Here is a 21620-nt window from a genome sequence, read left to right on the forward strand (position 1 = left end):
TCCGGACCCCAGCTGGGGCAACGGCCCCGTCAGATGTGTGCCAACCAAGGTTGGCACCTACCAAGAGCGGGTCATGCGGGGATCAAAACCGCCCGGCAACCGCCTTTGGTGGGTGCCAACCTTGGTTGGCACGAGCCGTCCTGTATCCGGATCCCAGCTGGAGCAACAGCCCCACCAGATGCGTGCCAACCAAGGTTGGCACCCACCAACAGCAGGTCAGACCCCGGCTTCCGCCGCTTCCAAGGTGTTCTGCATCAACGTGGCCACGGTCATCGGGCCCACGCCACCCGGCACCGGGGTGATCCAGCTCGCCCGCTGCGCTGCAGCCTCGAACCCGACATCGCCCACCAACCGGCCGTCGTCCAACCGGTTGATGCCGACGTCGATCACCACTGCACCCGGCTTCACCCACTCGCCCGGCACGATGCCCGGGCGGCCCACCGCCACCACCAGGATGTCGGCGTTGCGCACGGCCTGTTCCAGCACGTCCTTGGGGGTGAACTTGTGGCAGCTGGTCACGGTGCAGCCGGCAATCAGCAGCTCCAGGCCCATCGGCCGGCCAACGTGGTTGCTGACGCCGACGATGGTGGCGTTGCGGCCGCGCACCGGCTGGTCGGTGTGGCCCAGCAGCGTGGTGATGCCGCGCGGGGTGCACGGGCGCAGGCCGAACTCACGCAGGGCCAGGTGGCCGACGTTTTCCGGGTGGAAGCCGTCCACGTCCTTGCGCGGGTCGATGCGCTGGATCAGCCGGCGCGCATCGGGGATGCCCGGCAGCGGCAGCTGGATCAGGATGCCATTGATCTTCGGGTCGGCGTTGAGCTGGTCGATCAGGTCGAGCAGCTCGGCCTCGGTGGTGCCGGCCGGCAGATCGTAGTCGTAGGCCTCGATTCCGACCTTCTCGGCGGCGCGGCGCTTGTTGCGCACGTACACGGTCGAGGCCGGGTCGCCCCCCACCAGCACCACGGCCAGGCCGGGGCGGCTGCCACCAGCGGCGACACGGGCGTCGACCCGCACCTTCAGGCTGTCGAGCAGGTCCTCGGCGATACGGCGGCCATCGAGGATGCGGGCAGGAAGCTGGGAGGCGGAGTCGGTCATCGGGGGCAGGCGTGGGGCGGCGGGGACGCTATTGTCCCCGATTCACGGCCCCTCGCCCACCGGCACGGCGCCGATCCGCCCACTCCTGTAGAGCCGAGCCTACGCTCGGCTCGCGCGCGCAGCGCGGGTCCAGCGCGACCCGGCTGAAGCGCAGCCGAGCGTGGGCTCGGCTCTACTCTTCTTCCGGCACCTCATCCGCATTGAGCGTGCGCGCCTTGCGCTTGGGCGCGGTGAACGGCGTCGGCGTCGGCACACCCGGCAGCGCGCTGCCAAACACCATGTGTGCACCGGCGCGCAGGTTGCCGCCGGCCATTTCCAGTTCAAAACGCTCGGCGTCGCGTTCGCGGATCTGCTCGGCGATCTCGCGCGCGTCGTCTTCCTCCGCACCCAGTTCCACCAGCGCGGCCTGCCCGAACAGCAGCGCCGACTCGAAGGTTTCGCGAATCTGGAAATCCACGCCGGCATGGATCAGCCGCAGCGAATGCTCGCGGTCGAACGAGCGCACCAGCAGCTTGGCCTGCGGGAACTGGTGGGCCACCAGTTCGACGATGCGGTCGGCGTCCTCGGCATTGTTCACGCACACCGCGACCGCCCGCGCACTGCCCGCGCCGGAGGCATGCAGTACGTCCAGGCGGGTACCGTCGCCGTAATAGATCTTGAAACCGAAGCGCTCGGCGTTGTGGATCATCTCCACATCGTTGTCGATGATGGTCACGTCCACGTCGCGGGCCAGCAGCGACTGGCTGGCCACCTGGCCGAAGCGGCCGAAGCCGATCAGCAGCACGCTGCCGGACAGGCCATCGGCGGTGTCCACGCCGTCCAGGCTGACGGTCGGCGTCGGCGCCACGCGCTTGTAGACCAGCACCACCAGCGGCGTCAGCGCCATCGACAGCACCACCACGGCGGTGAAGTTGGCATTGATGTCCAGGCTGATCACCCCGGCGCTGGCCGCGGCGGAGAACAGCACGAAGGCGAACTCACCGCCCTGCGCCATCAACACACCACGGTCCAGCGCCTGCGCATGGTCGCTGCCCATCAGTCGCGCCACCACGTAGATGCACAGCGCCTTGGCCGCCATCAGCGCCACCACCAGGCCCAGGATCATCGGCCAGTTGCCGGCCACCACGCCCAGGTCCAGCGCCATGCCCACGCTGAGGAAGAACAGCCCCAGCAGGATGCCGCGGAACGGTTCGATGTCCGCCTCGATCTGGTGGCGGAAGGTCGATTCGCTCAGCAGCACGCCCGCCAGGAACGCACCCATCGCCATCGACAGGCCGGACAGCTGCATCAGCAGCGCCGCACCCAGCACCACCAGCAGTGCGGCGGCGGTCATCACTTCGCGCGCCTTCGATTCGGCCAGCACGCGGAACAGCGGATTGAGCAGGAAGCGGCCGACCAGCACCAGGCCGACGATGGCGCCCACGCCGATCGCCACCGACATCCAGCGCGAGCCGTCGCCATCGGCGCTGCCGGCAGCCGGTGCCATCCACGCGACCAGCGCCAGCAACGGCACGATCAGCAGGTCTTCGAACAACAGGATCGAGACGATCTTCTGCCCCGACGGCAGCGCGATATCGCCGCGCTCGGCCAGCAGCTGCATCACCACTGCGGTGGAGGTCAGCACGAACCCGGTGGCGCCGATGAAAGCGATCTGCCACGGCAGCCCGAACAGCTTGGCGATGCTGGTCAGCACCAGCGCGCAGGTGACAATCTGCAGCGTGCCCAGCCCGAAGATCTCCTTGCGCAGGCTCCACAGGTGCGAGGGCCGCATTTCCAGGCCGATGACGAACAGGAACATGACCACGCCGAGTTCGGCGGTATGCAGGATCGCCTGCGGGTCGGAGAACCAGCCCAGCCCGAACGGGCCGATCGCCAGGCCGGCGGCGAAGTAGCCCAGCACCGAGCCCAGGCCGAGCCGACGGAACAGCGGCACCATCACCACCGCTGCGCCCAACAGGGCGACGACCTTGACCAGCTCGCTGGTCGCTGCTTCTACCGCCATGCGGTGGGTTCCCCGGAAATCGAAATCGGACTCAACGATAGAGCAACACCGATGACGGCAATAGCACGTGTGTTGCGTTTTATTGTCTTGGAGATGGAACGATCACGGGATTGGCCCCGCACATCATCCTGAAACCATGCGCGCGCTTCGGTAGGTGCCAACCTTGGTTGGCACAATCCCGAAGCCATGACCTGTAGAGCCGAGCCCATGCTCGGCTGATTCTGGCCTCAGCGCGAAGAGCAGCCGAGCGCAGGCTCGGCTCTACAGTAGATCCACGCCATGCGTGGATGGCGCCCAACCGGGCTCGCCCACCCCAGTAGATCCACGCCATGCGTGGATGAGCTCCAACCGGGTTCGCCCACCCAGTAGATCCACGCCATGCGTGGATGAGCTCCAACCGGGTTCGTCCACCCCAGTAGATCCACGCCATGCGTGGATGCGCCCCAACCGGGTTCGCCCACCCCAGTAGATCCACGCCATGCGTGGATGGCGCCCCAACCGGGTTCGCCCACCCCAGCAGATCCACGCCATGCGTGGATGGCGCCCCGACGCGGTTCACCCGCCCCGGCAGAACGCGGCGTAATCGATATACCCCGGGAACGGCACGCCCGGCGCACACACCGGGCACTGCGGGTCCGGCCCGATGCCGGTTTCGCGGAAACGCATGCCCAGCGCATCGAAGCGCAACAGGCGCCCCACCAACGGCTCGCCGATGCCCAGCAACAGCTTCAGCACCTCGGTGGCCTGCAGCACCCCGGCCAGGCCCGGCAGCACGCCCAGCACGCCCGCCTCGGAGCAGTTGGGCGCGAACTCCGGCGGCGGCGGCTCCGGGAACAGGCAGCGGTAGCACGGCGCCACGCCACGCTGGCGGCCGGCGTCGAACACGCTCACCTGGCCGTCGAAGCGCTCGATGGCGGCGTACACCATCGGCTTGGCGTGCTTGATGCAGGCGTCGTTGAGCAGGTAGCGCAGCGGGAAGTTGTCCGAGCCGTCCAGCACCACGTCGACGTCCTGCAACAGGCGGTCCACGTTCTCCGACGTCACTCGTTCCGGCACGGCCTCGACCTCGATGGACGGGTTCAGCGCCAGCAGGCGCTCACGTGCCGAATCCACCTTCAACTGGCCGACGCTGGCCTCGGTATGCACGATCTGTCGATGCAGATTGCTTCGCTCCACCCGGTCATGGTCGGCGAAACGCAGGTGCCCTACCCCGGCCGCCGCCAGATAGAAGCCGGCCGGCGCGCCCAGGCCGCCCGCGCCCAGCACCAGCACCCGCGACTGCTGCAGCCGGCGCTGGCCGGCCTCGCCCACCTGCGGCAGCAGCAGGTGGCGCGAATAGCGGTCGTAGAAATCGCGGTCGGCGGCGCTGGTCAGCGGCTGCACCAACGGCAGCGCCTGCTCGCGCCAGGCGACGGCGCCACCAGCGACGGAGCTCACATTCGTGTAGCCCGCATCCAGCAGCGCCTGCGCCGCATCGGCTGAGCGCTTGCCGCTCTGGCAGATCAGCAGGATCTCCTGTTCCGGCCGCGGCAGGTGCGCGGCCGCGTCAGCCAGCAACTCGCCCTTGGCGACGCCAAGCGCGCCTTCGGCCATGCCGCCGGCCCGCTCATGCGCCTCGCGCACGTCGATCAGCACCGCGCCATGGGCCAGGCGTGCCCGTGCCTGCTCGGGGGAAAGCTCTGGAATGCTCATGGCCGCATTATCGCGCACGTGGCATCGGCCCGCCTTGACCAGGATCTGTAGAGCCGAGCCTATGCTCGGCTGGCGCGCGGCAATGCGCGAAAAGCAGCCGAGCATGGGCTCGGCTCTACAGGTGCACCACAAGCGTAGCCCGGCGCTATGCCGGCTGCCTGCTTCTAACCTGCTGCTGAAGAAGACCGATCAGCGCTTTCAGCCCGGGCGGAACATGCCGATGGCCCGAGTAGTACAGCGAAAGACCGGGGAACTCGGGACACCAGTCCTCAAGCAACCGAAGCAGGCGACCATCGGCCAACGGCTCCAGCGCCAGATGCTCGGGAACGAACGCAATGCCGATGCCGTCAACGGCGGCGTCGACCATCAACGGTTGGTCCGTCAGCGTGATCGGCCCGGAGACGTTCACCCGCTCGGTGACGCCCTGGCGCTCGAACTCCCAGCGATAGATCGCCCCGCTCTCGAACCGGAAGCGGATGCAGTCGTGCTGATGCAGATCCAGTGGCCGCAGTGGCCGTCCACGCGCGTGCAGGTACGCCGGTGAGGCAACCGCCGCGAACCGCATGGGTGGCGTAACCGCTACGGCCACCATGTCCCGCGGCACGGCTTCGGCAAGGCGGATACCCGCATCAAAACCGTCCGAAACGATATCGCCCAACCTGCCGTCACTGACGATGTCCAGATGCACCTGCGGGTACTGGCGCAGGAACCGTGCAAGCACCGGTTTCAGCACGAGCCGTATGGCTCCTTCGCTGGCATTGATGCGGACGGTGCCACGCGGCGTGCCCGCTTCGGTATCCAGCGACTGCAGAGCCTCCTCGATGGACGCCATCGCCGGCCGCAGCTTTTCCGCCAGGCGCTCGCCGGCGTCGGTCAGCGAGACGCTGCGCGTGGTCCGATTGAACAGGCGTGCGCCCAGCCGCTGCTCCAGCGTCTTGATGGCATGGCTGATCGCCGACGGGGTGATGTTCAACTCCGCCGCCGCACTGCGGAAGCTGCGATGCGCTGCCACTGCGAGGAACGCGGTGAAGGCCGCCAGATCACCTCCACCCGATTGCTGAATTAGATTCACCATATCGTCAGATATTGAATCGATTGTCTTGATAGTCAGCGGATTCTACGCTCAGCGCTGTCGCGGGCGCAGGCCCTCGGCGCTCATCCACCGAGACAGGATCAAGACGATGAAGATGATGAAGGCGGTTGTGATGACCGGGCCGAACAAGCCGTGGCAGGTACAGGACGTCCCGGTACCCGTGATCGAAGCTGGCCAGGTACTGGTCAAGGTTCACGCGTCCGGCATGTGCTACACCGATGTATGGGCAACCCAGGGTTACGGTGGCGACATCTATCCCCAGACGCCCGGGCACGAAGTAGTCGGAGAAGTGGTGGAGGTGGGCGCCGGCGTGCACTCGCGCCGAGTGGGCGATCGCGTGGGCACCACGTGGGTCCAGTCCTCCTGCGGGCGTTGCCCCTACTGCCGCGAGAACCGTCCCTTGTCCGGACAGACGGCGATGAACTGCGATGCACCTCGCACCACCGGCTTCGCCGCGCAGGGCGGCCATGCCCAGTACATCGCGATCTCCGCCGAAGGCACGGTACTGCTGCCTGACGGACTCTCCTACGTGGATGCGGCGCCGATGATGTGTGCCGGCTACACGACCTGGAGCGGGCTGCGCGATGCGGCACCCCAGCCACGGGAAAAGATCGCGGTACTTGGCATCGGCGGGCTTGGCCACGTCGCCCTGCAGCTGTCCAGAGCCTGTGGCTTCGAGACCATCGCAATCACGCATTCCGCGGACAAGCATGCACTTGCCCTGCAGTTGGGCGCCGACCAGGTCGTTGCCAGTGGCAAGGAACTGAAGGCGATCGGCGGCGCCGACGTGCTGCTGGTGACCACCAACGAATTCAGCTCGGCCGAAGAAGCCATGACCGGCCTGCGTGTCGATGGACGCGTGGTGCTGTGCGGGCTGGACTTCAGCCAGCCCTTCTCGATCTCGTCCGAAGGCGTACCGTTCCACATGATGCGCCAGCGCGTGATCGGCGCCACCCATGGTGGCCAGCACTACCTTGGCGAAGTGCTGGCGCTTGCCGCCACCGGCAAGGTAAAGCCGATGGTCGAAACCTTTGACCTGGACCACGCGACCGAGGCCTATGACCGCCTGGCATCGGGCAGGATGAGGTTCCGCGGGGTGCTGCTGCCGTGGGGCAGCGCCTGAGAAAGCACGCCGTAACGCGCCACAACCAAAAAGGCGGCCCTGCGGCCGCCTTTTCGTGAATCACTTGCCCTTGACGTGCTTCATCAAGCGCCGCTTGGCCTTGACCTGCCGTTCGGTCAGCACGTTCTTCTTGCCTTCGTACGGGTTGGCACCCTCGCGGAAGATGAACTGCACCGGCGTACCGATCAGCTTGAAGCGCTTGCGGAAGAAGTTCTCCAGGTAGCGCTTGTACGATTCCTGCAGTTCCTTCAGGCGGGTGCCGTGCACGATGAAGGTCGGCGGGTTGGCGCCGGCCGGGTGCACGTAACGCAGCTTGGAGACATGGCCGCGGATGGTCGGCGGCGGGTTGGTCTCGTAGGCCACTTCCAGCGCCTTGTTCACTTCGCTGGTGGTGAAGGTCTTGTTCGCAGATTCGTGCGCACGGTGCACCGCACGGAACAGCTCGCGCAGGCCCGAGCCATGCTTGGCCGAGATGCGCACGGACTCGGCCCACGGCACGAAGCCCAGGCGCAGCGACAGCATCGTTTCCGCCTGCTCACGCTGGTAGTCGGTCAGGCCGTCCCACTTGTTGATCGCGATCACCAGCGCGCGGCCGGCATCCAGCACGGCGCCGAGCACGGTGGCGTCCTGGTCGGTCACGCCTTCGGTGGCATCGAGCATCAGCACGGCCACCTGGCACTGCTCGATCGACTGCATGGTCTTGACCACCGAGAACTTCTCGACGACCTCGTCCACGCGCGAGCGGCGACGCAGGCCGGCGGTGTCGATCAGGCGGTATTCGCGACCGTCACGCTCCAGGTCCACCGAAATCGAATCGCGGGTGGTACCCGGCACGTCCGAGGCGATCATGCGCTCTTCGCCGAGGATGCGGTTGACCAGAGTCGACTTGCCCACGTTCGGGCGGCCGACGAAGGCGATGCGCACGCGGTTCGGATCGTTGTCCAGTTCTTCGCCGCTGCCCTCTTCCGGCAGGCGCTGGATGACTTCGTCCAGCAGGTCGTCCAGGCCCTGGCGGTGGGCAGCCGACACGGTCAGCATCTCGCTGAAGCCGTAGCGGGCGAACTCCGAACGCACGGTGTCCTCGTCGGTGCCGTCGATCTTGTTGATCAGCAGCAGCGTCGGCCGCGACAGCTTGCGCAGCCAGGCCAGGATCTCATCGTCCATCGCCGAAGTGCCCTCGCGGGCATCGACGACGAACAGGATCAGGTCAGCTTCGCCAGCGGCAGCACGGGCCTGGCGCGTGGTAGCGCCAGCCAGGCCTTCTTCTTCCTCTGCGATGCCGCCGGTATCGACGACGAGGAAATGGTTGTCCTCGTCAAGCCGGCAGACGCCATAGTTGCGGTCCCGGGTGACGCCGGGCTGGTCATGGACCAGGGCGTCACGGGTTCGGGTCAGTGCATTGAATATGGTCGACTTGCCGACATTCGGCCGTCCAACCAGGGCGACCAAAGGCAGCATCGCGATTACTCCGTATTAATTTGCCAACCGGAATGCGGTCAGCTTGCCATCAACGTTCTGCACCAGCAGCACCCCATCGACGACGATTGGCTGGGCCAGAAGCGCATCACCGCCGCTTTTCGCCCGCGCCGCCATCGCGCCATCGGAGGCCTGCAGCCAATGCAGGTATCCCTTGTAGTCACCGACCACCACGTAGTCGCCGTGCAGCGCCGGACCGGTCAGCGAGCGCCGGGCCAGTGCGGTCTGCGACCACATCGCCGCGCCGCTGGCCTTGTCCAGGCCGAACACGCCGCCCTTGTTGTCGGTAACGAAAACATTGCCCGAAGACACCGCCACACCGCCGGCACCGCCGTGGTCACGCGCCCACAGCGGGCGACCGGTCGGGCCTTCGATGGCCATGGTCTGGTTCTTGAAGCTGCTCACGAACAGCGTATTGCCGTCGAGCACCGGCGCGCCATCGACGTCGGCCATGCGGTCCAGCTCGGTACGGCCTTCGCCGGTACCCACGTTCTGGTCCCACAGCGTGCGGCCGTCCTGCATGGCCAGCGCCGCGACGCTGCCCTCGTCCTTGCCGATGAACAGCACGCCCGGACCGGCCACCACCGCCGCGTTGCCGCGCACGGTCAGCGCCGGCAGCTCGCTCGGGTTGAACCACTTCTGGGTGCCGTTGCCGGCATCGAACGCGGTGACGCGGCCGTCATTGCTGCGCACGAAGACCATGCCCTGGGCAATGGCCGGCGCGGCGATGACTTCGTTCGGCACGCGTGCGCGCCACTTCTCGCTGCCATCGTTGATGTCCAGCGCGATCACCTGGCCATCGAGGGTACCGATGACCACCAGGTTCTCGCCGACGCCCGGACCACCGGACAGCCGCAGCTTGGCCTTCTTCTTTTCCTTCTTCGGCTCCCAGGTCCAGACCTTCTTGCCGGTCTGCAGGTCGATGGCGTGCACGCCACCGGTGATCGCCGCGGCGAACACGTGGCCGTTGGCCACTGCCGGGCCCTGGCGCACGCCGATGCGGCGCTCGCCCTTGCCCAGATTGACCGACCAGGCCTTGTTGACCTTCAGGGTCGGCTCGAACTTGACCAGTTCAGCCGGCTCCTGCGCCTTCTTCGCTGCTGCGTCCTTGCCGGCGAACCAGCCCTTCATGGTGCTGCAACCGGACAGCGCCATACCGAGCAGGAGTACGGTGGCGACGCGCGTGATCATGACCTTCTGACTCATCAAACCGACTCCGCAGGGGCGGCGACGGTGCCGCCGGCGTCCATAACCTTGGTTTCCAGCAGTCGCCGCTGCGGCGCTGCCACGTCCAGCGTCTTCAGCGCCTTCTCATACTGTTCGCGGGCCGCGTCACGCTTGCCCTGCGCCATCAGCGCATCGCCATGGATTTCCAGGCTGCTGCTGTCGGTGGCGCTGCCCAGCAGCTTGATCGCTTCATCGCCCTTGCCGGTAGCCACCAGCAGGCGCGCCACGCGCTGGTCGACCACGCGCTGCAGGTCGCCTTCGACCTTCACCGCGCGCAGGGTAGCCAGCGCTTCTTCATTCTTGCCCGCATCGACCTGGGCCTTGGCCAGCTGCAGCGCAGCCAGGTCGCCGTAGATGCTGGACGGGCCAGCCTCCAGCGCCTTGACCGCCTTGGCCGCGTCGTCGAGCTTGTTCTGCTGCAGGCCTACCAGGGCCTTCTGGTACTCGACATTGGCCGAGGCCAGCTTGCCGCCCTGGTCCTTCTGGTACCACTGCCAGCCGGCAATGGCACCGATGGCGATGACTACGCCACCGAGGATGCTGGCGCCATTCTTCCGCAGCCAGCTGCGGACGCGTTCACTTTGTTCGTGCTCGTCGAGCAGGTCGTCGATCGCCATGCGTACTCTCGCCCCGCCCATCGGGAGGGACCATTGGGATTATCGAAGGTGGTGAAAAAACCGCGCCTCAGTGCGAAACCGGGACAACGGAGCCTTCAGAGGATACCTGAAAGCGTGCCACGTTGGCTCGCTGATAGGGCGTCAGATCGACGATAGCGCCATTCTGCTGAACCTGGACCGCCGAAGCATTGCCCAGGGTGACGCGGGCAACCTGGCCCGGCGTGAAGCTGCGACTTTCACCGGACTTGATCAGCGCCTTCTCCACGGTGGCACCATCGGGGCCACCGATATCGACCCAGCTGTCGCCGCTGAACTGCATGTCCAGGTTGGCGGCTGGCGCCGGCGCGGCGCGTGGCACCGGGGCCAGCGAGGCAACGTAGGGGGTAGCGGCCGGCTTGGCGACGGGCGCGGCCGCCACTTCGGTGGGCGCAGCAGCGGCGGACCCGGGACCGGCCGGGGTAACCGGTACGGCGGCCGGGATCACGTCCAGCGAAGCGGTGTTCGGCGAAGGCGCGGTGCCATCGAAGTGGCCACGGGTGGCGAACCAGACCGGGACCGCCAGCACGGCGGTAATACCGACATACAGCGCACGGCGGCCGAGATTCTCGGCAATCCGGCGCGCACGCGGGGTATGGGTGTGGCTGACCAGGGTCGGCGGAACCACCGGGCCAACCTGGGCCTGTTCCAGCAGTTCGCTGACGTCGACACCGAGCAGGCGGGCATAGCTGCGCAGCTGGCCGCGCACAAACACCGGCGCCCCCAGCTTCTGCCACTGCTCCTGCTCGAGCGACTTCACCACTTGAACCGGCATGCGCAGGCGCTGGCCGACGTCTTCGAGGGTCAGTCCGGCGGCCTCGCGGGCCTGGCGCAGGCGGGTGCCGCAGCCGGCCACAGTCTCGAGATCGCTCACAGTCTGGTCATCAATCACAATGCATCAACCCTGGAGTTAGGAGCCCGCATCCTGCGGAAATTCCTGTCGAATCCGCTGAAGATAGCGATCAGATGCCGCCTGATCACCCAGCCGCGCCTCGATTTGAGACGCAAGTTGTAACACGGAACGCGTGGCCGGTGCAGCCGCAATCCTACGTTCGGCGAAGGCGCGGGCCTCCATGAACTGGCCGCGACGGAAGCTCAGCTGGGCCATCGCCTCCAACGCGACCGGGTTGTCCGGCACCTGCGCCAGGGCGGCCCGCAGGTCGCGCTCGGCGCGTTCAAGCTGGCCAGCGTCCAACGCGCAACCACCGGCATTGCTCAGGGCAGCGGCGGGCGTGGCGTAGTCCTGGGCAGCCAGGGCACGATCGAACCAGACCAGCGATTCGGCCGAGTGGCCGTGCTGGCACAACCATGCCGCGTAATTGTTGAGCACGTCACCGCGTTTCGGCGCCAGCTCCGCAGCGCGGCGGAACCCATCCCCCGCCTGCTGCTCGCGCCCCCTGCGGTCTTCGACTCCGGCCAGCAGCATCACCGCATCCACCCCGTTGGGCTGGAGCTTCAGCGCACGGCGCACCTTGCGCTCGGCCTCGTCCAGATTGCCCACCTGCATGTCGCGGGCGGCCAGCGCCAGCAGATCCTCGTAGTGAAACTTCTGGCGTACGCCCGGCGCATCGCGGACGCTGTGGATCGGCGCGACCCCGCCCGGGCCGATCGGAATCTCACTGGTGGTCGAGCAACCGCCCGCTGCCAGTGCCAGCGCGCCTGCGAACAGGGCCACCGGCAGGCGATCAGGCCGCCGCATCGCTCCCCTTCCCTGCCTGCAGTGTCTTGTTGAACTCTGCCTGGCGGCGGGTGCGATCCATGACCTGGCCCTTGAGCTGGCCGCAGGCGGCGTCGATATCGTCGCCACGGGTACGGCGCACCATCGTCAGCACATTGCTGTCGAGCAGGATCTTCTGGAAAGCGCGGATATGCGCTTCTTCGGAGCGCTCGTAGCGGGTACCCGGGAACGGATTGAACGGGATCAGGTTGACCTTGCCCGAGTCCCTGGCCTGCACCGCGTTGTCGAACTGGTGCATCAGCCGCGCCAGCTGGCGGGCGTGCTCGGGCTGGTCGTTGATGCCCTTCATCAGGGTGTATTCGAAGGTGACCGATTCGCGGCGCTTGTTGGCACGCAGGTAGCGTGCGCACGAAGCCATCAGCTCGGCGATCGGGTACTTCTTGTTGAGCGGCACGAGGGTCTCGCGCAGCTCGTCGTTCGGCGCATGCAGCGACACCGCCAGCGACACATCGCTTTCGGCGGACAGGCGGTCGATCTGCGGCACCAGGCCGGAGGTGGACAGGGTCACACGCTTGTTGGCCAGGCCGTAGCCCAGATCGTCGCGCATCACGCTCATGGCACGCACGACGTTGTCGAAATTCATCAACGGCTCGCCCATGCCCATCATCACCACGTTGGTGAGACGGCGCATCTGGTGCGGCACGTTGCCCAGGTGGCGCGCTGCGATCCACACCTGGCCGATGATCTCGGCGGTGGTCAGGTTGCGGTTGAAGCCCTGGGTGGCGGTGGAGCAGAACGTGCAGTTCAGGCCGCAACCGACCTGCGAGGACACGCACAGCGTGCCGCGGGTCTTGTCGGGGATGTACACGGTCTCGATGGCGTTCTTGCCATCCACGCCCATCGCCAGCAGCCACTTGTGGGTGCCGTCGGCGGAAGGCTTGTCGAAGATGATGTTCGGGACGAGGACCTCGGCATGCTCCTGCAGCTTGGCGCGCAGGACCTTGCCGAGGTCGGTCATCTCATCGAACTCGGTGACGTAGCGATGATGGATCCACTTCATCACCTGATGGGCGCGGAACTTCTTCTCGCCGAGAACCTCGACGAAAAACTTCTCCAGGCCCGCGCGATCGAGGTCGAGCAGGTTCTGCTTGCCAGCCGTGGGTGCCGACTTCGGCAGCGGCTGGATGGCGATTTTCTGTACGACCTCGTTCACGGCATTACTCTCAGCGCGAGACGACTTCGGTGGCGGCGAAGAAGTAGGCGATTTCAATCGCTGCATTCTCGACCGAGTCCGAGCCGTGGGCGGCATTGGCATCGATGGATTCGGCGAAGTCGGCGCGGATGGTGCCCGCAGCGGCTTCCTTCGGGTTGGTGGCGCCCAGCAGGTCGCGGTGGGCCAGGACGGCGTTCTCGCCTTCCAGGGCCTGGATCATCACCGGGCCGGAGATCATGAACTCGACCAGCGCGTTGAAGAACGGACGCTCGCGGTGCACGGCGTAGAAGCCTTCGGCTTCACGGCGCGACAGCTGCTTGTACTTGGCGGCCACGACCTTCAGGCCGGCCTTTTCGAAGCGGGCGTAGATTTCGCCGATGACGTTCTTGGCAACGGCGTCCGGCTTGATGATCGAAAGGGTGCGCTCCAGCGCCATGGGATGTCTCCAATGGAATCGGGCCGCTGATGGCCCGAAGGGTAACAAAAAAAAAGCCGCGTCGAAACGCGGGCTTAGCCTGATAAACGTGCGCGGATTGTAAAAGATCCGGCCGAGTAGTGCCAGCCCATGGCTGGCAGGCGGGTGTGGCCGCTCCCGCGCCGCGACCGATCCCTGGGCCGCCTGTTCAGGCTTCAGGGGCTGCCAGCCATGGGCTGGCACTACTGATGAATCCTTTGTAACCGCCGCCCTGATTTTGCTGCACTGCAAAATGCCATACGCTACCGTCTGGTTCTAGTATCAAACAATCGTTTGATTAAGGTCCGCCCGCCCGATGGCCAAGCCCGCCCACTTCTCGACCAAGGACCGGATCCTCGGCGCCGCCGAGGAGCTGTTCGCCCAGCACGGCTTTGCCGGCACCTCGCTGCGCCAGGTCACCAGCCAGGCCGACGTCAACATCGCTGCGGTGAACTACCACTTCGGCTCCAAGGAAAACCTGGTCAACGAGGTGTTCCGTCGCCGCATGGACGAGATGACCGGCGCCCGCCTGGCCCAGCTCGAGCGCGCCCGCAACGAACACCCCGGGCAACTGCGGCCGGTGCTGGCCGCCTTCGTCGAGCCGGCCCTGGCGCTGGCCCAGGACCGCCAGAACGGCGGCGCCTTCGTCCGCGTGATCGCCCGCGCCTACGCCGAAAAGAACGACAACCTGCGCAAGTTCCTGTCCGACCACTACGGCCACGTGCTGCGTGAGTTCGGCAAGGCGATTGCCACCTGCGTGCCCGGCCTGAGCAAGGAGGAGCTCTATTGGCGCCTGGATTTCCTGGCCGGCTCGCTGACCTATGCCATGGCCGATTTCGGGTTGATCAAGCGACCCGCCGGTGTCACCGAAACGGCGCATCGTGCCCATGCCGCGCATGAACTGATCCATTTCGCCGAGGCCGGATTCCGCGCCGCCGCCCGCAGCGGCAGCGCCCTGCCCGCCTCCATTGATTCCACCCAGTAACTGCTGACCAACAAAGGCCCTACACCATGTCCAATTCCCTGCTAGTCCGCCGCGCCGCCGTGCTGGGTGCCGGCGTCATGGGTGCCCAGATCGCCGCCCACCTCACCAATGCCGGCGTCGACACCGTGCTGTTCGACCTGCCCGCAAAGGAAGGTCCGGCCGATGGCATCGTGCTGAAGTCGATCGCCAACCTCGGCAAGCTGAGCCCGGCACCGCTGGCCAGCAAGTCGCTGGCCGAAGCCATTACCCCGGCCAACTACGAAACCGGCCTGGAACAGCTGAAGGACTGCGATCTGATCATCGAGGCCATCGCCGAGCGCATGGACTGGAAGCAGGACCTGTACAAGAAGATCGCCCCGTTCGTGGCCGACCACGCCGTGCTGGCCTCCAACACCTCGGGCCTGGGCATCAACAAGCTGGCCGACGTGCTGCCCGAGCAGCTGCGCCACCGCTTCTGCGGCGTGCATTTCTTCAACCCGCCGCGCTACATGCACCTGGCCGAGCTGATTCCGGCCACCACCACCGACGCCAGCGTGCTGGAAGGCCTGGAAGCGTTCCTGGTCACCACCCTGGGCAAGGGCGTGGTGTACGCCAAGGACACCCCGAACTTCATCGGCAACCGCATTGGCGTGTTCTCGATCCTGTCCACCATCCACCACACCCAGCAGTTCGGCCTGGGCTTTGATGAAGTGGACGGCCTGACCGGCCCGCTGGTCGGCCGCCCGAAGTCGGCCACCTACCGCACCTCCGACGTGGTCGGCCTGGACACCATGGCCCACGTCATCAAGACCATGGGCGATACCCTGCCGAATGACCCGTGGCATGAATTCTTCAAGTCGCCGAAGTGGCTGGATGCGCTGATTGCCAAGGGCGCCCTGGGCCAGAAGACCGGCGCCGGCATCTTCCGCAAGGTCGGCAAGGACATCGTGGTGCTGGACCTGGAAAAGCAGGACTACCGTCCGGCTGACCGCGCCGCCGCGCCGGAAGTGGTCGAGATCCTGAAGATCAAGAACCCGGCCGAGAAGTTCGCCAAGCTGCGCGAGAGCCAGCACCCGCAGGCGCAGTTCCTGTGGGCGACGTTCCGCGACCTGTTCCACTACAGCGCCTACCACCTGGCCGACATTGCCGAGACCGCGCGCGACGTCGACCTGGCCATCCGCTGGGGCTACGGCTGGTCGCTGGGCCCGTTCGAAACCTGGCAGGCCGCCGGCTGGAAGCAGGTCGCGCAGTGGATCGCCGATGACATCGTCGCCGGCAAGAGCATGAGCAACGCCCCGCTGCCGGATTGGGTGTTCGATGGCCGCGACGGTGTGCACGCCGCCGAGGGCAGCTACAGCCCGTCGCGCAACGCCAAGCTGCCGCGTTCGTCGCTGCCGGTGTACCAGCGCCAGCGCTTCCCGGATCCGCTGCTGGGCGAAAAGTTCGCGCCGGGCGAGACCGTGTTCGAGAACGACGGCCTGCGCATGTGGCACGACGGTGATGGCATCGCCGTGGTCAGCTTCAAGACCAAGATGAACACCGTGTCCGACCACGTGCTGGACGGCCTGCAGGAGTGCGTCACGCGCGCCGAGAAGGACTTCCAGGGCCTGGTGATCTGGCAGCAGAAGGAACCCTTCTCCGCCGGTGCCGACCTGGCCGGTGCCCTCGGCCTGCTGCAGGCCGGCAAGGTCGACCAGTTCGAGGAAATGGTGCACAACTTCCAGCGCACCAGCCAGCGCATCAAGTACTCGCTGGTGCCGGTGGTGGCTGCGGTGCGTGGCCTGGCCCTGGGGGGTGGCTGCGAGTTCCAGATGCACAGCGCCAAGACCGTGGCCTTCCTGGAAAGCTACATCGGCCTGGTCGAGGCCGGCGTCGGCCTGCTGCCGGCCGGTGGTGGCCTGAAGGAACTGGCCGTGCGCGCGTCGCAGGCCGCAGGCCCGGGCGGTGACGTGTTCGCCGAACTGAAGAAGACCTTCGAGACCGTGGCGATGGCCAAGGTGTCCAACTCGGCGGTCAACGCCCAGGAACTGGGCCTGCTGCGCAGCACCGACAAGGTGGTGTTCAACAGCTACGAGGCGCTGTACATCGCCAAGGCCGAAGCGCGTGCGCTGGCCGAAGCGGGCTACCGTCCGCCGCTGCCGGCACGCCGCATCCAGGTGGCCGGTGACGTCGGCATCGCGACCTTCAAGATGATGCTGGTCAACATGCTGGAAGGCCGCTTCATCAGCCCGTACGACTACGAGATCGCCGAGCGCATCGCCACCGTGCTGTGCGGCGGCAAGGTCGACCGCGGCACCCTGGTCGACGAAGAGTGGCTGCTGACCCTGGAGCGCAAGCACTTCGTCGAACTGGCCCAGCAGGAAAAGACCCAGGCCCGCATCGCGCACATGCTCAAGACCGGCAAGCCGCTGCGTAATTGATTGATGGTGGGTGCCACCCCTGATTCGGGTCGGCACCGTCCCCTGCTTCTGGTAGGTGCCGACCTTGGTCGGCACGCCGGTAAAAACTCAAGAGATCACTGCAATGACCAAGCAAATCCAGGACGCCTACATCGTCGCCGCCACCCGCACCCCGGTTGGCAAGGCGCCCAAGGGCATGTTCCGCAACACCCGCCCCGATGACATGCTCGCCCACGTGCTGCGCAGCGTCGTCGCGCAGGCGCCGGGCGTGGACGTCAACCGCATCGATGACGCAATCATCGGCTGCGCGATGCCCGAAGCCGAGCAGGGCATGAACGTGGCCCGCATCGGCGTGCTGCTGGCCGGCCTGCCGAACACCATCGCCGCGCAGACCGTGAACCGCTTCTGCTCCTCCGGCCTGCAGGCCGTGGCGCAGGCAGCCGACGCGATCCGCCTTGGCAACGCCGACCTGATGCTGGCCGGCGGCACCGAATCGATGTCGATGGTGCCGATGATGGGCAACAAGATCGCGATGGCCCCGAGCGTGTTCGACAACGACCACGTCGCCATCGCCTACGGCATGGGCATCACCGCCGAGAAGGTCGCTGAAGAGTGGAAGGTCTCGCGCGAAGAACAGGATGCGTTCGCCCTGGCCTCGCACCAGAAGGCCATGGCCGCCATCCAGAATGGCGACTTCAAGGACGAGATCAGCCCGTACGAGATCGTCTCGCACCAGCCCGACCTGGCCGACGGCAAGCGCATCATCACCCGCAACAAGGTCGCCGACACCGACGAAGGCCCGCGTCCGGATTCCTCCGCCGAAGGCCTGGCCAAGCTGCGCCCGGTGTTCCGCAACGGCCAGTTCGGCGGCACCGTTACCGCCGGCAACTCCTCGCAGATGAGCGATGGCGCCGGCGCGGTGCTGCTGGCGTCGGAACAGGCGATCAAGGATTACGGCCTGACCCCGCTGGCCCGTTTCGTCAGCTTCTCCGTGGCCGGTGTGCGCCCGGAAGTGATGGGCATCGGCCCGATTGCCGCGATTCCGAAGGCGCTGAAGCAGGCCGGCCTGACCCAGGACCAGCTGGACTGGATCGAGCTCAACGAAGCCTTCGCCGCACAGTCGCTGGCGGTGATCCGCGATTGCGGCCTGGACCCGAGCAAGGTCAATCCGCTGGGCGGCGCGATCGCCCTGGGCCACCCGCTGGGTGCGACCGGTGCGATCCGTACCGCGACCCTGCTGCACGGCCTGCGTCGTCGCCAGCAGAAGTACGGCATGGTGACGATGTGCATCGGCACCGGCATGGGCGCAGCGGGTATTTTCGAGGCGCTGTAAGGTTCAAAGCGCTGCCGGCTGATTGCTGGCTGTGGGGCCCGGGTGGGTGAGGCTGCCCGGGACACGCCGTACAACCCATCCATGGGGGCTTGGCAGCGGCATCCATGCCGCTGACAGTCCCGGTCAGCCTCACCCACCCGGACCACCCAACATTCCGCGCGGCGGAGGGGTGAGCAAAGGCAGTAGTTCCACGCCATGCGTGGATGCTCCGGAAACGAAAAAGGCAGCCATCGGCTGCCTTTTTCGTTTCTGCCCTGCTCTTGATTCCGCCCTTCCCGTCCGCGCCACCAGCCAACTGTCGAGAGGCGGGGGCGGGCCGCTGCAGGACCGCAGGCGCCATGGATGGGTTCACGGCGTGTCCTGCAGCGGCCCGCCCCCGCCTCCCCACCTATGCCGGGAGGCGCTGCACGGAGCGCTTGATAAAACCCTTATTCCGCCAGCATCGCCGCCAGCTTCTCCCGCGCCGGGCCGGCCAGCTTCGGGTTGTCCAGCGCAAAACGAATCGTCGCCTCGACCAGCCCCAGATGGGTGCCGCAGTCGAACCGGGTACCCTCGAAACGATAGGCATCGACCTCGTCGGTCTTCAGCAGCTCGGCGATCGCATCGGTCAGCTGGATCTCACCGCCGGCACCGGTCCGGGTCTGCTCAAGCAGCTCGAAAATTTTCGGGCTCAGCACGTAGCGCCCCACCACCGCCAGATCACTCGGCGCATCTTCCGGCTTCGGCTTCTCCACGATCTGCGAGATACGTCCCTTGCGGCCATCGAACGCCTCGGTGGCGACGATGCCGTAACTGGCCGTCTTGTCGTGTGGCACGTCTTCCACGGCGATGACGCTGGCGCCACTGGCCTCGTTGAGGTCGGCCATCTGCTTCAGTGCACCCGCGCCGCGGTTCCAGATCAGATCATCTGGCAACAGCACAGCGAACGGCTCGTCACCGATGACCGCCTTGGCGCACAGCACCGCATGGCCCAGGCCCAGCGCCTCGGCCTGGGTAACGAAGATCGCGCGCACGCCTTCCGGCAGCACATGGCGGATCAATTCGAGCTGCTCGTGCTTGCCCGCGCGCTCGAGCTTCTGCTCCAGCTCGTAGGCCTTGTCGAAATAGTCGGCGACAGCGTGCTTGTAGCGATTGGTGATGAACACCAGGGTGTCACAGCCCGCTTCGATCGCCTCATCCACGGCGTACTGGATCAGCGGCCGATCGATGATCGGCAGCATCTCCTTCGGCACCGTCTTGGTCGCCGGAAGAAAACGCGTGCCCAGACCTGCTACTGGAAATACCGCCTTACGAATGCGCTTGCTCATTGGTGCCTGCTGGCCTCACGTGCCGGAAAGGGCACAACCTTAGCGGAAGAAATGTAAGCATCCTGTTCGATTGGCGAGAATTCCGGCATGGTCGCGAACAGGATTTCCTGGATCGTATCGATGTCGTACCTGGTAATCGCCTCGCGCAGCTTCGGCACGTTGCCCAGCACGATGTCACGCGAGAACGCACGTACGCCGGCTTCCAGGATCTTCGGATGCGCGGTCGGCCGGTAGTCCTCGTCGGAATAGAACAGCGTCTCGTGCAGCTTCTCGCCCGGGCGCATGCCGGTGTAGATGATCGGGATGTCCTTGTAGGGTTGCTTGCCGGCCAGACGGATCATCTGTTCGGCCAGCACCCGGATCGGCACGGGCTCGCCCATGTCCAACGTATAGATCGCCCCGTGCGACGCCGACGCGGCCGCCTGCAGGATCAGCTGGCACGCCTCGGGAATGGTCATGAAATAGCGGCTGACCTCCGGGTCGGTCACCGTGACCGGTCCGCCCTTGAGGATCTGCTCGCGGAACAACGGCACCACGCTGCCGGCCGACGCCAGCACGTTGCCGAAGCGCACGGTCACGAAACGGGTGTGCGTGGACTTCTGATCCAGGCTCTGGCAGATCATCTCCGCATAGCGCTTGCTGGCGCCCAGCGCATTGACCGGATCCACCGCCTTGTCGGTCGAAATGAACACAAAGTGTTCGACGCGGGCTTCCAGGCAGGCGCGGGCCACATTCTCGGTGGCCAAGATGTTGTTGCGCACGGCTTCGCGCAGCTGACGCTCCAGCACCGGCACATGCTTGTAGGCGGCCGCATGGAAGGCGGTGTCAACCGGGTGCAGCGACAGCGCATGACGGATCACAGCAGGATCGCCACAGTCACCGAGCACCGCTTCGATCTCGACATCGGGGAAGCTGCGGCGCAGCTCGCCCTCGATGGTCAACAGCAGCAGTTCACTGATCTCCAGCAGCACGATACGACCGGCCCCATGGCGCGCACACTGGCGGCACAACTCGGACCCGATCGAGCCACCGGCACCGGTCACCATCACCGTGCGCCCGCCCAACCAGCCACGGATGAGGTTCCAGTCCGGCATGATCGGCTTGCGGCCGAGCAGATCTTCGATCGCCACTTCCTTCAACTGGCCCGGCAGCGACTGCCCCTGCAGGATGTCGCTGAGCTTGGGCACCGTGCGGAACGGAATGCCGGTGCTCTCGCAGATGGCCACCACCCGTTGCATGCCCACCGCATCCAGCGAGGGCATGGCGATCACCAGCAGCTTGGCTGCGGTCTCGCGGGCCACCGCCGGCGCGTCGTCCAGCGTCCCCAGGATCGGCAGGCTCTGCAGCTTGGCGCCACGCAGGTGCGGTGCATCATCGAGCAGGCCGACCGGCTCGAAGTTGCCGGACCGGCGCAGGTCGCGCACCAGGGTCTCGGCGGCCTGGCCGGCGCCGAGAATCAGCACGCGGCGCGCGGTCGAGTCGGACTGCAGCGACTGATAGTCTTTCCACGCCCGGTACAGCAGGCGCGGCGCGCCCAGCAGTGCCGACAGCGCGAACGGATAGATCACCAGCACCGACATCGGCACGCCGTCGAAGCGCTTCCAGGCCAGCACCAGAACAATGGCGATCAGGCCGATGAAGCTGGCCTTGAAGATGTTCAGCAGGTCGCTGACGCTGGCAAAGCGCCACAGCCCGCGATAGAGGCCGATACGCCAGAACACCAGCCCCTGCAGCGCCAGCACCAGCGTGGTGTCCACGTTCCACAGCGGCAATGCGGGAGCGTCGGTAAGGATCGAGTAACGACCTGCATGCAGCAGCTGCCAACAGGCCCATACCATGAACAAGTCGTGGCAGACGATGGCCGTACGCGGCATCAGGCCGAGGATTCTGTCCCGCCAGGGTGAAGACATA

General features: G+C 66.3%; 17 protein-coding genes. 4 read left to right on the forward strand and 13 right to left on the reverse strand.

What is annotated here, in order from left to right; genetic code table 11:
* Positions 1 to 216: 216 nt before the first annotated feature.
* From folD to WKB25_RS13420, 4 genes are all read right to left on the reverse strand, one after another.
* Complete coding sequence (gene folD, locus WKB25_RS13405; RefSeq protein ID WP_099821271.1) at positions 217 to 1095, reverse strand: bifunctional methylenetetrahydrofolate dehydrogenase/methenyltetrahydrofolate cyclohydrolase FolD; 879 nt, start codon at positions 1093 to 1095, stop codon at positions 217 to 219.
* A gap of 172 nt (positions 1096 to 1267) precedes the next feature.
* Positions 1268 to 3097, reverse strand: a complete 1830-nt coding sequence (locus tag WKB25_RS13410; RefSeq protein WP_340571180.1) for a monovalent cation:proton antiporter-2 (CPA2) family protein — start codon at positions 3095 to 3097, stop codon at positions 1268 to 1270.
* A gap of 555 nt (positions 3098 to 3652) precedes the next feature.
* Positions 3653 to 4789, reverse strand: coding sequence for a molybdopterin-synthase adenylyltransferase MoeB (gene moeB, locus WKB25_RS13415; protein ID WP_340571181.1), 1137 nt, complete (start codon positions 4787 to 4789; stop codon positions 3653 to 3655).
* Between the two features lie 145 nt (positions 4790 to 4934).
* The gene (locus WKB25_RS13420) at positions 4935 to 5864 is read right to left on the reverse strand and encodes a LysR family transcriptional regulator (protein ID WP_340571182.1); all 930 of its coding nucleotides are present in this window, start codon (positions 5862 to 5864) and stop codon (positions 4935 to 4937) included.
* Positions 5865 to 5970: 106 nt separating this feature from the next.
* Between WKB25_RS13420 and WKB25_RS13425 the strand changes: the two genes are divergently transcribed.
* The gene (locus tag WKB25_RS13425) at positions 5971 to 7005 is read left to right on the forward strand and encodes an alcohol dehydrogenase catalytic domain-containing protein (RefSeq protein WP_340571183.1); all 1035 of its coding nucleotides are present in this window, start codon (positions 5971 to 5973) and stop codon (positions 7003 to 7005) included.
* Positions 7006 to 7065: 60 nt separating this feature from the next.
* Here WKB25_RS13425 and der read toward each other — a convergent pair whose 3' ends face one another.
* The 7 genes from der to ndk form a co-directional block, all read right to left on the reverse strand.
* Positions 7066 to 8463 (reverse strand): ribosome biogenesis GTPase Der, encoded by a 1398-nt coding sequence (gene der, locus WKB25_RS13430; RefSeq protein ID WP_025874993.1) that lies wholly within the window; start codon positions 8461 to 8463, stop codon positions 7066 to 7068.
* A gap of 15 nt (positions 8464 to 8478) precedes the next feature.
* Positions 8479 to 9687 (reverse strand): outer membrane protein assembly factor BamB, encoded by a 1209-nt coding sequence (bamB, locus tag WKB25_RS13435; RefSeq protein ID WP_140227102.1) that lies wholly within the window; start codon positions 9685 to 9687, stop codon positions 8479 to 8481.
* A complete protein-coding gene (locus tag WKB25_RS13440) occupies positions 9687 to 10325 on the reverse strand; it encodes a tetratricopeptide repeat protein (RefSeq protein WP_025874997.1) in 639 nt (212 codons plus the stop codon). The genes bamB and WKB25_RS13440 overlap by 1 nt, the downstream gene beginning before the upstream one ends.
* 67 nt (positions 10326 to 10392) lie before the next feature.
* The gene (locus tag WKB25_RS13445; RefSeq protein WP_340571184.1) at positions 10393 to 11253 is read right to left on the reverse strand and encodes a RodZ domain-containing protein; all 861 of its coding nucleotides are present in this window, start codon (positions 11251 to 11253) and stop codon (positions 10393 to 10395) included.
* A gap of 18 nt (positions 11254 to 11271) precedes the next feature.
* Positions 11272 to 12060 (reverse strand): type IV pilus biogenesis/stability protein PilW, encoded by a 789-nt coding sequence (gene pilW / locus WKB25_RS13450; protein WP_340571185.1) that lies wholly within the window; start codon positions 12058 to 12060, stop codon positions 11272 to 11274.
* Positions 12047 to 13252, reverse strand: a complete 1206-nt coding sequence (gene rlmN / locus WKB25_RS13455) for a 23S rRNA (adenine(2503)-C(2))-methyltransferase RlmN (protein ID WP_093819808.1) — start codon at positions 13250 to 13252, stop codon at positions 12047 to 12049. The genes pilW and rlmN overlap by 14 nt, the downstream gene beginning before the upstream one ends.
* A 10-nt stretch (positions 13253 to 13262) precedes the next feature.
* The gene (ndk, locus tag WKB25_RS13460; protein WP_008265389.1) at positions 13263 to 13688 is read right to left on the reverse strand and encodes a nucleoside-diphosphate kinase; all 426 of its coding nucleotides are present in this window, start codon (positions 13686 to 13688) and stop codon (positions 13263 to 13265) included.
* 334 nt (positions 13689 to 14022) lie between these two features.
* Here ndk and WKB25_RS13465 point away from each other — a divergent pair, with 334 nt between their 5' ends.
* From WKB25_RS13465 to WKB25_RS13475, 3 genes are all read left to right on the forward strand, one after another.
* A complete protein-coding gene (locus WKB25_RS13465) occupies positions 14023 to 14691 on the forward strand; it encodes a TetR family transcriptional regulator (RefSeq protein ID WP_025875011.1) in 669 nt (222 codons plus the stop codon).
* Positions 14692 to 14717: 26 nt separating this feature from the next.
* Positions 14718 to 17090 carry a 3-hydroxyacyl-CoA dehydrogenase/enoyl-CoA hydratase family protein gene (locus tag WKB25_RS13470; RefSeq protein ID WP_089240532.1) on the forward strand — a complete coding sequence of 791 codons (2373 nt, stop codon included), beginning with the start codon at positions 14718 to 14720 and terminating at the stop codon, positions 17088 to 17090.
* Positions 17091 to 17193: 103 nt separating this feature from the next.
* The gene (locus WKB25_RS13475; protein ID WP_025875015.1) at positions 17194 to 18402 is read left to right on the forward strand and encodes an acetyl-CoA C-acyltransferase; all 1209 of its coding nucleotides are present in this window, start codon (positions 17194 to 17196) and stop codon (positions 18400 to 18402) included.
* Positions 18403 to 18830: 428 nt separating this feature from the next.
* On the opposite strand, the gene galU is transcribed toward WKB25_RS13475, so the two are convergent.
* Positions 18831 to 19709, reverse strand: coding sequence for a UTP--glucose-1-phosphate uridylyltransferase GalU (gene galU / locus WKB25_RS13480; RefSeq protein ID WP_025875017.1), 879 nt, complete (start codon positions 19707 to 19709; stop codon positions 18831 to 18833).
* Positions 19706 to 21619, reverse strand: a complete 1914-nt coding sequence (locus WKB25_RS13485; protein WP_340571187.1) for a nucleoside-diphosphate sugar epimerase/dehydratase — start codon at positions 21617 to 21619, stop codon at positions 19706 to 19708. The genes galU and WKB25_RS13485 overlap by 4 nt, the downstream gene beginning before the upstream one ends.
* Between the last annotated feature and the right edge of the window lies 1 nt (position 21620).

It is taken from the genome of Stenotrophomonas sp. G106K1 (assembly GCF_037969685.1).
Lineage (GTDB): Bacteria > Pseudomonadota > Gammaproteobacteria > Xanthomonadales > Xanthomonadaceae > Stenotrophomonas > Stenotrophomonas lactitubi.